Raw genomic sequence first — 12,946 nt, 5'->3', positions numbered from 1 at the left:
CGCAGTAGGAGCCTGGCTCGCCGATGCCTTGCTCGCGCAGCGGCTAGGCTGGACGCATGCAATCCCTTTGCTGGGCGGCGAGGCGGCCTTAGCCGTGGGTACGGGCCGGGCGCGTCGACCAGTGACTACCGCTCTGGCCGCGGGTGCCGAAATCGAAGCCGATCGGGCCAAAAGCCTGCTGGCCGCGCAGGCGCGCGCCGCGCTGCGTGCAATCGATCTTTCCGCCGAGCTCGAGCGCCGCGCGGACCGGCTGCTTGCCGTCGCCCCGAAACTCAGGGCCAAGGCGGCGGACGCCGTCGTCGACAAGCTTCTGTCGCACGATGCGATCGTTGCCTCGGAAAAGATTGCCGGCATGAGCGATCGCGGATTGCGCCGCCTGTTCGACCGTCTGGTCGAACTCGGCGCCGTGTGCGAGCTTTCCGGCCGCCCAAACCTTTTCGCATCTACGGGACCTTTTCGCATCTACGGGCTCTGACGATCATGGCGGAGGCATCGCGCAGGCGAGGGGAGAGCCGGTCAGATGAGCGTCGATCGGGCGAACGGCGATCAGCTGACCAGCTGTTTGACCGGGAACTGGATCAGCTGCCACCGGAGGCGCGCTGGCGCGAATGGATGCATCGCGTCGAGGCAACGATTTTTGCCGCGAGCGAGCCGGTCGGCCGTGAGACGCTGGCGCGGATCGTCGGGAAAAGCTGCAGCATCGATCTTTTGATCGACGACATCCGCGAGGAACTGCGCGGCCGCCCCTATGACCTCGCCTCCGTCGCCGGCGGTTTTCGGCACCTGACCCGGCCGGCCTATGCCGACGCCATCCGCAGTGCATTTGGCAGTGCATCTGGCACGGCCGTCGGCGGCGGGCGCGCCGTGGACTTGACCCAGTCGGACGTGCTGGTGCTGATGTGCATCGGCTATTTCCAGCCGATCACCCGCGCCGAGTTGTCGTCTTTCTTCGGCAAGGAGATCAGTCGCGATTTCATTGGTCATCTGCGCGGTGCCGGCCTGATTGCTTCCGGTCCGCGTAGCCCGACTCCGGGAGCGCCCTACACCTACGTGACGACAAAAGAATTCCTGCTGGAGTTCGGGCTCGATACGCTGCGCGACCTGCCGGATTTCGAGGCGCTCGAGGATGCGGGGCTGCTGTCAAAGGAAAAGCTGCTGGCAGGCGACATCATGCCGGGGTTTTCAGATAGCGATCAAGATGACGGTTCGGAGCCCGACATCTGAAAGTATAACGACGAATGCTGAGTCTGAAAGACTGGTCCGGTTCACTTAGAGCCGCAGGCGAGATTGTTAGCGTAGTATGCGACACGCCAGAGTGCCAAGGGAGGAGAGTTGACTAGAGGGGATGAAATTGTTGAAGCGTTAGACGCGGCGCTCGAGCGCCTGCGACGCATTGGCTATGGTCCCTATGCCAGGGCAGATGTGTCCTCAGTGATAGATCCTTTGGGATCCCGAATCGAAACATTTTTGCGGTCGGTTGCCTTCCCCATGTCGTCACGCGCGGACAACTTCTTCACGCTGATCGAACAATTTAAGTCGACGTCACTTCATGGGGATCGCGTGCCATCGCTGCATGCAATGCGCGACCTTTACAATCGTTCGAAGCATAAACCTCAAGAACCCCTAGCTCTCGGAGAAGCGATTCGGACCGTGCAAAACACCGTCGTCACATTGAAGGATGTTTGCGCGCTTGGGATCGGAGCTGTCGGGACACCGTTCGAACGAGAGTTAATGTATCACCTTTGGATTGCGTTTTGGGATAACTACGCAAACGGCGTCACCGAGGCAGCCATCATGCTTCCCAGCGACCATTGGACCTACGTCGGAACGGTCGACACGCTGCATATGGACATCCAATCATGGGATGCCCTGAAGGCCAAATTGCTGGCCCATCCCCGGTTTCGAATGGGAAAGGATCATTTCGAGCCAAAGGTTTGGGAAGGCTTTCATGCCGGGGGCGATTTTCTAAACGCGGGTGTTTGGGACGGCGACTATGGGGAACTGGTGCGACTCGTTGCGCCGTTCGATGATAGCAGCATCGGCGAAAGAATGCTCCCAGGCCTAGCTCGCCACGACAGTTTGACGTCGATCGGCACGGCCCTAATCGCGGCCATGATTGACATTGTCCGCAGCTCCTCGGAGCCAATGTCGAGAGATGAACTAGCCGAAGCCATCAAGACCAGGGCGAATTCTGAGTATGCTATGCCGCGCGATAAAGGGAGCGTCGCGGAAGCTGCGGCGCAAATTGCCGCTTTGGTCGACACCGTTCCCCTGGATCAGCGGCAGCGTCTGGCGGGACCGGTTCTTGTTCTTCGGCGGGGTCCCAAGAAACCCACAATGTTGGCTGGGCCGCTTTGGCTCGATCTCGACGGGAATGCTGTTGTTCTAGGTTTCAGCGATGGCATCAGCATTAATGTATCGATGCCCGCCACTCGCACTTAGGCCGCGCGTTTGGCGGAGGCTAGTCCCACGCCGATGTCCCCCTTCCCGCCATCGATATATGGCGCCTGCTGAACCACCGCGGGGTCATCCCGAGCTGTGCAGGCTCGGCGCTGATTGCGAGAGAGGGAAGTTGCCCGACGGGGCATCAGCGACAGCACATCGATAGTATGCATGGCTCATATCGTGGACGTCGTGGATTTCTTGCGTTTCGCCCAGTCGCACGCCAATCCGTTGTACAGGACGATTCGATTATTGGATCGCGGCTGTTCCCGATCGGCCCCGTTACGTCGTACTCTGCAACTTCAAAGAGTTCTGGACTACGACTTCGACAAGCAACTGGGCGAACCGGTCGACAAGGTGAGCCGTTTGGATGCCTGCCGGCAGACTCTCAATTGTGCGCCCTGGTGGGAAGATTTCTCTGCGCGCCACCTTACGACTGCACCGCCAACAGGTCGGGCACCGGCAAAACCGTCTCGTCCTTCACCGTCTGGTGACCATGTGACTGGCCAGCGTCACCTCCATCAGCACAGTGGCAACAGGCGCGATCAAACGCATGGCGACGCTGGCATGATAGCCCGAGACGATGCCGGGCTTTTCCAGTTTTCGCAGCTGCATCCAGCACGGCGTCGGCGAAAGGCCGACCTTGTCGGCAAGTGCCAGCTTGGTGATGCGGCCGTCACGCTGGACGGCGTCTAGGATTTTGAGATCGATCGGATCGAGTTTGTTTGCGGCCATGGCGTCCACTTTTTGCTGCCTACGGTCGCGGATGCCGGCCATCACCGCAAACGGCTAGCAGGGAGGGCGACGCGGCTCTACGGGCCTGACCGTAAAAGATTTCTTTGAGACTGACCCCGCCCCGAACCACAAGGTAGGGGCAACAGTCGTACGGACGTAAGTCATGCGCAATTCATGCCAAGCGTTACCCTTCCGACCTGCCGGGCGAGGAGTGGGGACAGATCGCCCCGCTGATGCTCAAACCTGGGCGCCGCTGCCGTCTGCCGAGGGCTACTTAACGCCAGATCGACCTGGAGCACGCTGCGTTCTCTGACGATGCGCGGTCCTTTTTGCTGAGGACGAGTTGGCAATCGACCACTTCGCGATCTACGAACTCCCGATCCCCGAACTCTTTCAGAATGCCAATGGCGCCGCACGATTCGGATTCCACGCGCCTTTTAATCCGACTGTCCGCCACAGTCGCTCCGACTTATGCCAGCGTTGGCCTGAACTTCCGTCTTGTGCGGTTGCGAGCCGGCTTTGATCACCGAACATTATCGCAGGCGGCCTCGTGATGAAGCCGTGCCCGAGATCGCCGGGGGCTTGCCATGCAACATGATTCCCATCCGCAACTGCGCGAAAGGCCCGCTGCAAACCCAGCCTCGTCCAGCAGGGGGTGGGCGAAAGACCGACGATGTCGGCCAAGGCCAGCTTTGTGATGCGCCCCTCGCTCGAATCCAAATCCAAGGTCGGTGACTTTCCAGCGACGATCATCGGCAGCGATTGTGCACGTTGGGAGTTGGCTCCCAAGCCGTCACTTCTTGTTCATTGCACGGCCTTCCGACCTCGGGTCTGAAGGAATTGTTATTGAGCATGCAAGCCGGTCGAAGGGAGATTCGACCACACCGAAAATAGTGATGCCTGGATCAGTTGTCGTAACTTTGTACAGCCGACGTAGCGTCGGATAACCGTTTGGGATCTCGAATATTTCCTCGATTTTTCCGGCAGCTGGAGCTGCATCGATAATGATACGGGTATTCACGATTCCGATAGCATGTCGCTCTAGCGCGTCAGTTACAAAACGCTCGCCGAATTCCTCGACGATAGCGTCGTCTATGTCCGATGAAAGATAAGTGGCATCATACATAATAGGTAAGTTGTCGGCCAGGATCGTCTTCCGCACGCAAAGCATTGCTTCGGCGGGCGGGCTGAACACACTCATTGTCGGATCAGATATTCTTTCCCTGGTGATGGACAGCAGCCGCATGCTTGGCGTGAAACCAAGTACGCGAGCGTTGTCCATCGAGGACAACCAGACATCAAGTTCGCGCAGGAATCGTCTTTGTTGCTTAACGAACGTGCCTTTGCCTGCGATCGCGATCAGCGCTCCTGCGGTTTGCAAGTCGCGCAACGCCCGCTTGATAGTAATCGGACTGACGCCGAATTGTTCACTAAGCGTCGCCGTGGAGGGGATCGGATCTCCTGACGGGTAAGTGCCGTCTTTGATGCGCTTGAGAAGCTCTTGGCGCACCGACTCATGCAGGGAGGATGCCCCTCTCAGCTGTAAATTGTTCAAAGCCTTCTCCATAGCGGGGGGCCGTCCGAAACTAGTACCGTCTGATCGGACCGGATCTTGACAGTGGCTGACCTGACGTCGGGCCCCATTGACCCTGTGGATATACCTAGTATAAGTACTTCTGATTGTCAACTGAGGGGAGGGCCGGAATGAGGACTTCGGAATTCAGCAAAAAACTGCATTGGCCGGGGGCATGGCCGGCAGGTTCGACGACCAGAGCTCGTGCCCTGAAAGCTGGTAGCGGAGGAGAGTGAATGAGCTTCCTTGACATCATGCGGGGAATATACAGCGGATTTGGTGTTACTCTGAGCGTCACCATTCTCGCGCTCATGTACGCAATCCCATTCGCTCTTGTTGCGGGTGTCCTCCAGCATTTCTCAACCGGTACCTACCGGCGAATTGTTACCGCCATCATCGAATTCTGGCGCAGTTCTCCTGTTCTCGTGCTCCTCTATGCCTTCTACTATTCGCTTCCTGCCTTCGGGATCTATCTCTCCGCCTTTACCGTAGGCGCATTGGTCCTTGGGCTCAATACCGGAGGGTATGGCAGCCAGTCGGTCCGTGCCGCACTGCAGGCCCTTAACCCAGGGCAGCGGGAGGCCGGGCTCGCTCTAGGGTTGAGTCGCCTCGCCGTGCTTCGTCTGATTGAGTTGCCTCAGGCAATCGCCGCAATGATTCCGACTTTCATCAATCAGGCGATCCAATTGATCAAAGGCACTTCCTTGGTCTCGCTGCTCACGCTCTCGGACATGACCTTCCGAGCCGGGGAACTTTTTGCGCTGAGCTACGATCCTGTCGGGATCTACTCGGGGCTTCTGCTTGCCTACCTGATCATCTGTTATCCGGTGACCATTCTTGGGCGATATCTGGAAAAGTCGTTCGCGAAAGGACGAGGAGCGTCCCATGAGTTTTGATTTTGCATTCGCATTGCAGATCGTACCGCGGGTTCTACAGGGTATTGGAAACACGATCCTGGTAGCGATTTTCAGCTTTGTTTGCGCGACGGCACTCGGGTTTTTTTGGGAAATGCTGCGACGGTCCCACCGATTCATGCGTCCGATTACGCAGTTCATCATTGATGCAATTCGTTCGACACCTGTAATTGTCCAAGTTTATTTTCTTTTCTTCGTGCTACCCTACTACGGTGTGAAGCTGCCTGCGATGTTCGTCGGCATTTTCGGGCTGAGCTTCTATTTCTCAGGCTATATCTCTGAGGTTTTCAAGGCCGGGATCGACGCGATACCCGCAGGGCAGAGCCAAGCTGCGCAGAGCCTCGGAATCGGTTGGCCTGACACGATGATATTCGTGGTTGCGCCGCAGATGCTTCGTAACGTCGCGGCACCGCTCGGCGCCTATTCTGTCTCCATCCTGTTGTCTACGCCACTACTTGCAGTTCTTGGAGTTCCGGAGATGCTGGGCAGCGCGTTCGATGTTGCGTCGGAGACCTACCGCTATGCCGAGCCGACATTTGTTTCCGGCATTCTCTTTCTGCTCCTGGACTTGGTTGCGGTCGCGTTTATCGGACGCCTGGAGCGGCGTCTCGGGTTGATCACTCCGCGTCCCTAGAATTGGAGTTGCTGCCGAAGCTGCTCTCAGGTGGCGAAGCGGTTCGAAGTGAGTGCGGGCGAGCGAGCTGCTAGGTGGGTGCTTGAGCGCGAGCAGGCGACGCCAGTCCAAGGCGGTGGGGGCGCAACTCCGGCCGCATTGATGCCCCCAAGGACGCCAGCCTGGATGCGCTTGATCCGGAAGCTGACCGCTCGATCGACGAGATGCGGCTGGTACATAGGAGACGAGGCTGGTCTCCAGCTTCGAATGTATTCGATCGCCGGACCGCTTCTTCGCCGCGGCAGTGATCGTGCCATGAGCCGGTGCTGCCAGGTGCATCCGCACGCTGCAACAGCCGCACCATCACCTGGCCAGCGTCCCATAACAGGCTGCTGTCGCTCGGCTCGTGAATGAGTGCTGAAGTGACGGTGCTGTCCACGCACCACCTGCCGCCTTCCAACTTCTCTCGCCTGGCGCTTGCAAGAGTACTTTGTTGATTTTTTCCCAGGTCGGCGCCCGGATCGCGGCGATCATCTTATGCAGACTGATTTCTTTGGGCTCCACCCGCGTGGCAGGCGGGCAAAAGCCCGGAACCAGGCGGAGCCCTCCAGGCGAAAGGCCAGTTCCTGATAGCTTAGTTGGCGGTGCTGCTTGAGCGGGGCGCAGCGCAGCACAGCCTCCGCCGGCAGGCCTTCGTGGTCGGTCTCCTTGAGACCGTGCCGGCGCAGGTCTCGTGTCATCAGGCTCAAAAGCTCGCGATGCTGGTCTAGTCTTAGTAGCCATTGCTACATGGCTTTCAACTCACAGCCGATCTCGTGTCCGGCGAAAAGATCGAATACACTGGATTGGACGGTGCGTTCATTGTCGGCACCGGCGGTGGGTACCTGGGCGAAGCCGGCCGGCGGAGGCGGCAAACGCCGCGCACCGACGTCGAAGTCTACGCGCGAGCAGGTGGATTGGGTGCTTTGTCGTAGTCCTTCAAGCATGACCGGGCGGTCTTGCGGTTTTCAGCAAACCAGAGCGAACGCCATCGCCGTCGTGGCTCCGCATAAGTTCGCCGCCCACCATCACGATAATAATCGACAGCCGATGCGAGGCGTTGCGAGCACGCGGATCGGGTGGCGCCCCGGTTTGAGGCAAGGGGTGCAGTCTCTCCTCTGAAGTCTTTGATGGCATGCCAGTAGCCGGTTGCGGGTGCTGCGGCCTCCAGCGGGAAAGGGTATACCAACCCCATTGACGGATAAGGTATACATGGTATGGTAGCTTGCTTAAAACCTCTAGGGGAGTAACTAGAATGAAGAATATGACAAGAAGGGCGATGGTGGTGATCTCTGCCATCATGATCGCATTTGGTGCGACCGAGCTTCCCGCTGCGGCCGGGACAACGCTCGAAAAGATCAAGTCAGAGGGAAAGATCACTGTGGGAATAGATAACTCGCAACCGTGGGGATTCCGTGACGCGAACGGACAAGTCGCCGGTTTCAGCCCTGATCTCATCAGCGCTGCCCTTGCACCGCTGGGCGTCAAGAAAATAGATTTTGTCATCTCCGAGTTCCCGGCGCTTATTTCTTCCCTTCAATCGGGCCGATTCGATGCCATTGCTGCTGGGATGTGGATCACGCCAGTACGCTGCAAAGCGGTGGCCTTTAGCGATCCCGATTTGGTCGAAAAAGATGCCCTGCTCGTGATGAAGGGAAATCCACTCAACATCCACAGCTACGCGGACGTAGCTGGTAACCCGAAGCTGCGGCTAGCCGCCGATCGCGGCAGCGCCGCCATCGAACATGCGATCGCGGCGGGCGTGCCTAAGGACCGCATGCTGCAGCTAACCGATTTCAACGCCGCGGTAGCCGCCCTGACCGGCGGTCGCGTCGAGGGGGTACCCATGGCGTCCTCCAGTATAGGCAGGCTCCTGCACGACCCAAATCTCAAAGACAGTATCGACCGTGCCATGCCGTTTACCGGATTCATCGCGAAAGATGGGATCGAGGCAGGCGGCGCGTCCGCGATTGGCTTCCGACTTGCGGATACGGACCTGCGTGACGCCTACAACAAACGGCTCGCGGAAATGAAGGCAGATGGCACAGTTGACGCCATCAAGAAGAAGTATGGTATCGAAATTGATGTCGCTTCGGTTACGGCGGAACAAGCCTGCAGCGAGGAATAGTTAGCCCCCGTTTTACGCGGACCGGCACAGCAGCAGAACCTCCGCCTCAAGCGGGAGCTAGAGAAGCTGGGGAGCGTCAGGGATCGGACTACCGCGAATGCCGAACGAGACTTGCGGTTTGGACTGTTCTTATCCTGGCGCTCCCATCGGTGAACATTTGGTCGAAAGTCCCCGACAATCGACGTTGCGCTAATTTAGAGAAGAGTTATGAAAGCAACATTGCGTGCAATCGACAACACTCAGAAGCCGGCAATGATGGCGGCCAAGCCCGCGGTCGAGATTAGTGGTCTTTCCAAGTGGTTCGGTACCTTCCAAGTGCTGAAGGATGTGAGTCTCACGGTCCGGAACGGCGAGCGTATCGTCATCTGCGGCCCATCGGGATCGGGCAAGTCGACGCTGATCCGCTGCATCAATCATCTCGAGTCGCATCAAGAAGGCAAGGTGATTGTCAACGGTGTCGAACTGACGGCCGGTATGCGGAATCTCCCAGCTCTCCGCCGCGACATTGGAATGGTTTTCCAGCAGTTCAACCTCTTTCCCCATCTCACTGTCGTTCAGAATTGCACCCTCGCCCTGACCCGTGTGAAGAAGATGGACAAAGCGGAAGCGCAAGAGATCGCCATGCGCAGCCTCGAGAAAGTCCGCATTCCCGAGCAAGCTGATAAATACCCGGCGCAGCTTTCGGGTGGCCAGCAACAGCGCGTGGCGATCGCACGCGCGCTCTGCATGGCGCCAAAGATCATGCTATTCGATGAGCCGACATCGGCACTCGATCCAGAGATGATCAAAGAAGTTCTTGATGTGATGACCCGTCTCGCAAAGGACGGAATGACGATGATCTGCGTCACGCACGAGATGGGCTTCGCCCGCGAGGTAGCCGACAGGATCATCTTCATGGACCGAGGCGAAATCGTGGAGGAAGCGCCGCCGCAGAAATTCTTTCGCGCACCCGAGGCGGAACGTACCCGCCGCTTCCTCGATCAAATCCTGCATTAAAGAACAGAGTATGCGCACAGGCGAAGCGCGGTTGAAGCACTGCGGACTGTTGCCTGAGAAGCGCTTTGCCGCTTTGGATCAGCTACGAGCGAGTGCGGCACTGTCGATGACTATCAGGGCATCGTTGTGAACAGAAGAGCAAGGGAGATCTCATGAAAGCCTTGCAGGCAGACTCTAGACGCATACTGTGCGAGATCGAGCGGAAGGTTTTGTGGCTATCCTGCTGGGTTATCGATCAGGCAAACCGGCGTGAGAAGGTGGATGGTGTCAAGGTTGGCGGCCATCAGGCCTCCTGCGCCTCGATGGTCTCGATAATGACCTCGCTCTATTGCGACGTGCTGAGACGCGAGGACCGTGTGGCAGTCAAACCGCACGCCTCACCGGTGTTCCACGCGCTGCAATACCTGGCCGGGAACCAAACCCGCGAGAAACTCGACAATTTCCGAGGCTTTGGTGGGGCGCAGTCCTATCCGAGCCGCACTAAGGATGTCGATGACGTCGATTTTTCCACCGGCTCGGTCGGCCTGGGGGTCGGGATCACCGCATTCGCTTCAATCGTGCAGGACTATGTGCATGCAAGGGGCTGGGCAACGGCCGGGCGGCCGAAGGGACGCATGGTGGCGTTGGTCGGTGATGCTGAGCTCGACGAGGGCAATATTTATGAATGCCTCCAGGAGGGTTGGAAGCACGATCTTCGCAACACCTGGTGGATCATCGACTATAACCGGCAGAGCCTGGATGGGGTGGTGCGCGAGGGGCTCTATGAACGCATTGAGACGGTGTTCAGGGCGTTCGGCTGGGAGGTCGTGACGCTCAAATATGGCGCGCTGCAGCGCGCCGCCTTCGATGAGCCAGGCGGCGCGGCGCTAAAGGGCTGGATCGACCGGTGCCCTAACCAACTCTATTCGGCGCTGACGTTTCAGGGCGGCGCGGCTTGGCGCAAGCGTCTGATGGACGAGATCGGCGACCAAGGCGAGGTCAGCGCACTTCTGGAGCGGCGCACAGACGAGGAGCTGGGAGCCGTGATGGAGAATCTCGGCGGGCACTGCCTTTCGAGCCTGACCGACACGTTCAACGCCATCGACCACGACCGCCCAACCGTCTTCATCGCCTATACGATCAAAGGCTGGGGAACGCCGCTTGCTGGGCACAAGGACAACCATGCAGGGCTGATGACCGAGCCTCAGATGAAAGCGTTCAAAAAACGCATGAACATCCGCGACGGGCATGAGTGGGATCCGGCCGAAGGGCTTCACATGGATGGGAAAGCGTTGAAAGCCTTCATCGCCGGCACGCCGTTCTTTGCAGCTGGGCGCCGCCGCCATCGAACTGCACCTGTTGCACTCGTGCCCGATGCGGTGCCAACGCCGGCAAGCCCGCGCGAAATAATCTCCACACAAACAGCGTTCGGAAAGATTCTGGATGCCATCGCCAAATCGGACAGCGAGCTTGCAGACCGCATTGTCACGACGTCTCCAGACGTGACTGTTTCGACCAACCTTGGACCGTGGGTCAACCGGCGGCAATTGTTCGCCCGCACCGAATTGGCTGACACATTTCGCAACGAGCGGGTGCCCAGCGCCCAGAAATGGAGTTTCACGCCGCAAGGCCAGCACATCGAACTCGGGATCGCTGAGATGAACCTATTCTTGTTGCTTGGCGCGATGGGGCTCTCTCACTCGCTGTTTGGCGAACGTCTGATCCCGATCGGCACGGTCTACGACCCGTTTGTCTCGCGCGGCCTCGATGCACTCAACTATGCCTGCTACCAAGATGCGCGCTTCATGATCGTCGGTACCCCGTCGGGGGTGACGCTGGCGCCGGAGGGCGGCGCGCACCAGTCGATCGCATCCCCCCTGATTGGCATGAGTCAGGACGGGCTTGCCAGTTTCGAGCCGGCATTCGCCGACGAGTTGGTAGTCATCATGAGCTGGGCCTTCGACTACATGCAGCGCGACGGTGAAGGAGATCCCGACGAGCGAACCTGGCTGCGCGACGAGACCGGTGGAGCGGTCTATCTGCGCCTATCGACACGTCAGCTCGAGCAACCCAACCGGGCGCGCGACGCTGCCTTCGAACAGGGCGTGGTTGACGGGGCCTACTGGCTGCGAAAGCCGGGTCCGAACTGTGACCTTGTCATCGCCTATCAAGGCACGGTAGCAAGCGAGGCGATCGCCGCGGCCGGAATGCTGGCCGATCTGCGCCGCGACATCGGCGTGCTGGCGGTGACCTCGGCCGACCGGCTCAACGCCGGTTGGCAGGCCGCAATGCGGGCCCGCGCCCGCGGCCACCCTGGTGCGACCGGCCACATCGAGCGGCTGCTCGCGCCGCTGCCACGCCACACGGCGATCGTGACAGTCATCGACGGCCACCCCGCAACGTTGTCATGGCTTGGCGGAGTTATCGGCCACCGCGCCCACAGTCTGGGCGTCGAACATTTTGGCCAGACCGGCACCGTCGCCGACCTTTACCGACACTACGGGCTCGATGCCGCCAACATCGCCCAGGTCGCTTCAAACCTCACGCCGGGACGCAAACTCGCTTGGGCTGCGTAGAACTTGCCATTCACCTGCTTCTAATAGGATCGTTGAACAGGGATCGCTCTGTAAACCCAGAGGGGCTCCTCTCGTCCGAAGTAAGGGATGCGCTATGGGCCATGTTTTGCATGGGAGCGCCACGACCATCTGCCGACCGGTCCGAGAAAAGCGCGCTCAACGGTTCCCTCGCTCGTGACGGAGGCGGTCATCGCCAGTGCGTTCCTCACGTCAATGATTTGTTGGCAGGTTTGATAACCGGGACACTCTCAGGCGAGAGCTCGCTCAGGAACTCGACGCCATCATTGCGAACGAATACGACCTCTTCAAACTGGAACACTGCGCCGTCTTTCTCAAGTTTCGGTTCGACATGAAAAATCATGCCCGACTCGATAACCGTTTCATCGGTCGCGGATACTGATGGAGGTTCCGTCACATCAAGCCCGCCGCCATGTCCTATGCGTGAGACCTGCCCGTAGACTGGACCGAGATCGGCCTCGTTCCAAAGCTCTTGGAACTTGCTGAAGATGTCGCAGCAGCGCGGGCCGGGTCTGAAGCTCTTGGCAAGTTCAATCGTCAACGAGCGCGTGCGCTCGTAGGTATCTATCTCCCAGTCGGTCGGCTTCCCACATCGTGCAATTCGATTACGATCGGCGGGATAGCCGCCGTACGTAGCTCGGAAATCAGTCCAGATGTAATGGCCCTCTCTGAGCTTCCGACTAGATGGGGGGCGGCCATAGAAAAAGTCACCGTCGCTGAATAGCATTGCGATCGGATCTGCACTCTCAGCTCCATTGAGATAGATCTGCGCCTGCATCAGCTGATAAAGCTCAAACTCAGAGACGCCAACATAGGCGTTTGCAATTGTCTGATCGAACGCTTTATTTACTATGTCGAACGCGGTCTTCTTCATTTGCGCTTCAAATGGCGTTTTGATCAGACGCACCCGCCACAAGACGTCATTGTCGCTTT

The 12,946-nt window shown here is 58.8% G+C and carries 11 protein-coding genes and 3 pseudogenes; 8 read left to right on the top strand and 6 right to left on the bottom strand.

Going from position 1 to position 12,946, the window contains the following annotated elements:
* On the top strand, positions 1–475 hold a 475-nt coding region (locus tag EOA33_RS09325; RefSeq protein ID WP_127405476.1), incomplete at its 5' end, for a DUF1403 family protein.
* A 103-nt stretch (positions 476–578) separates the two neighbouring features.
* Here the strand turns inward: EOA33_RS09325 and EOA33_RS41330 are convergent.
* Positions 579–701 carry a hypothetical protein gene (locus EOA33_RS41330; protein ID WP_281033510.1) on the bottom strand — a complete coding sequence of 41 codons (123 nt, stop codon included), beginning with the start codon at positions 699–701 and terminating at the stop codon, positions 579–581.
* On the opposite strand from EOA33_RS41330, the gene EOA33_RS09320 reads away from it, so the two are divergent.
* Entirely contained in the window at positions 670–1,224 is a 555-nt protein-coding gene (locus tag EOA33_RS09320; protein WP_245482278.1) for an SMC-Scp complex subunit ScpB, read from the top strand. The genes EOA33_RS41330 and EOA33_RS09320 overlap by 32 nt on opposite strands.
* 108 nt (positions 1,225–1,332) lie before the next feature.
* Positions 1,333–2,442 carry a hypothetical protein gene (locus tag EOA33_RS09315; protein WP_127405474.1) on the top strand — a complete coding sequence of 370 codons (1,110 nt, stop codon included), beginning with the start codon at positions 1,333–1,335 and terminating at the stop codon, positions 2,440–2,442.
* A gap of 498 nt (positions 2,443–2,940) precedes the next feature.
* Here EOA33_RS09315 and EOA33_RS09310 read toward each other — a convergent pair.
* From EOA33_RS09310 to EOA33_RS09295, 3 genes and pseudogenes are all read right to left on the bottom strand, one after another.
* Positions 2,941–3,177: pseudogene (locus EOA33_RS09310) on the bottom strand (Lrp/AsnC family transcriptional regulator); the annotation flags it as partial.
* 636 nt (positions 3,178–3,813) lie between these two features.
* Positions 3,814–3,930 (bottom strand): annotated as a pseudogene (locus EOA33_RS09300) (winged helix-turn-helix domain-containing protein); the annotation flags it as partial.
* Positions 3,931–3,970: 40 nt separating this feature from the next.
* Complete coding sequence (locus tag EOA33_RS09295; RefSeq protein WP_210212562.1) at positions 3,971–4,732, bottom strand: GntR family transcriptional regulator; 762 nt, start codon at positions 4,730–4,732, stop codon at positions 3,971–3,973.
* A gap of 254 nt (positions 4,733–4,986) precedes the next feature.
* On the opposite strand from EOA33_RS09295, the gene EOA33_RS09290 reads away from it, so the two are divergent.
* Both EOA33_RS09290 and EOA33_RS09285 read left to right on the top strand, forming a co-directional pair.
* The gene (locus EOA33_RS09290; RefSeq protein ID WP_127405472.1) at positions 4,987–5,646 is read left to right on the top strand and encodes an amino acid ABC transporter permease; all 660 of its coding nucleotides are present in this window, start codon (positions 4,987–4,989) and stop codon (positions 5,644–5,646) included.
* Complete coding sequence (locus EOA33_RS09285) at positions 5,636–6,298, top strand: amino acid ABC transporter permease (protein ID WP_127405471.1); 663 nt, start codon at positions 5,636–5,638, stop codon at positions 6,296–6,298. The genes EOA33_RS09290 and EOA33_RS09285 overlap by 11 nt, the downstream gene beginning before the upstream one ends.
* A gap of 277 nt (positions 6,299–6,575) precedes the next feature.
* On the opposite strand, the pseudogene EOA33_RS09280 reads toward EOA33_RS09285, so the two are convergent.
* Positions 6,576–7,191 (bottom strand): annotated as a pseudogene (locus EOA33_RS09280) (hypothetical protein); the annotation flags it as partial.
* Between the two features lie 380 nt (positions 7,192–7,571).
* On the opposite strand from EOA33_RS09280, the gene ehuB reads away from it, so the two are divergent.
* The 3 genes from ehuB (at position 7,572) to EOA33_RS09265 (ending at position 11,995) form a co-directional block, all read left to right on the top strand.
* Entirely contained in the window at positions 7,572–8,444 is an 873-nt protein-coding gene (gene ehuB / locus EOA33_RS09275; RefSeq protein WP_127405470.1) for an ectoine/hydroxyectoine ABC transporter substrate-binding protein EhuB, read from the top strand.
* 207 nt (positions 8,445–8,651) lie between these two features.
* Entirely contained in the window at positions 8,652–9,440 is a 789-nt protein-coding gene (locus tag EOA33_RS09270) for an amino acid ABC transporter ATP-binding protein (protein ID WP_210212561.1), read from the top strand.
* Positions 9,441–9,592: 152 nt separating this feature from the next.
* Positions 9,593–11,995 (top strand): transketolase, encoded by a 2,403-nt coding sequence (locus EOA33_RS09265; protein WP_127405469.1) that lies wholly within the window; start codon positions 9,593–9,595, stop codon positions 11,993–11,995.
* A gap of 205 nt (positions 11,996–12,200) precedes the next feature.
* Here the strand turns inward: EOA33_RS09265 and EOA33_RS09260 are convergent.
* Positions 12,201–12,946 (bottom strand): M24 family metallopeptidase (locus tag EOA33_RS09260; RefSeq protein WP_145989095.1); only part of this gene is annotated, 746 nt, incomplete at its 5' end.

It is taken from the genome of Mesorhizobium sp. M4A.F.Ca.ET.050.02.1.1 (genome assembly GCF_003997725.1).
Lineage (GTDB): Bacteria > Pseudomonadota > Alphaproteobacteria > Rhizobiales > Rhizobiaceae > Mesorhizobium.
The sequence above is the reverse complement of the archived record's forward strand: the minus strand, read 5'-3'. Positions and strand labels throughout refer to the sequence as shown.

Bases quoted from the DNA above. Each gene is read 5' to 3' on its own strand.
- EOA33_RS41330 (WP_281033510.1), bottom strand. From the start codon at position 701: ATGCTGCAGCTTTTCCCGACGATCCGCGCCAGCGTCTCACGGCCGACC.
- ehuB (WP_127405470.1), top strand. From the start codon at position 7,572: ATGAAGAATATGACAAGAAGGGCGATGGTGGTGATCTCTGCCATCATG.
- EOA33_RS09270 (WP_210212561.1), top strand. From the start codon at position 8,652: ATGAAAGCAACATTGCGTGCAATCGACAACACTCAGAAGCCGGCAATG.
- EOA33_RS09265 (WP_127405469.1), top strand. From the start codon at position 9,593: ATGAAAGCCTTGCAGGCAGACTCTAGACGCATACTGTGCGAGATCGAG.
- EOA33_RS09285 (WP_127405471.1), top strand. From the start codon at position 5,636: ATGAGTTTTGATTTTGCATTCGCATTGCAGATCGTACCGCGGGTTCTA.
- EOA33_RS09290 (WP_127405472.1), top strand. From the start codon at position 4,987: ATGAGCTTCCTTGACATCATGCGGGGAATATACAGCGGATTTGGTGTT.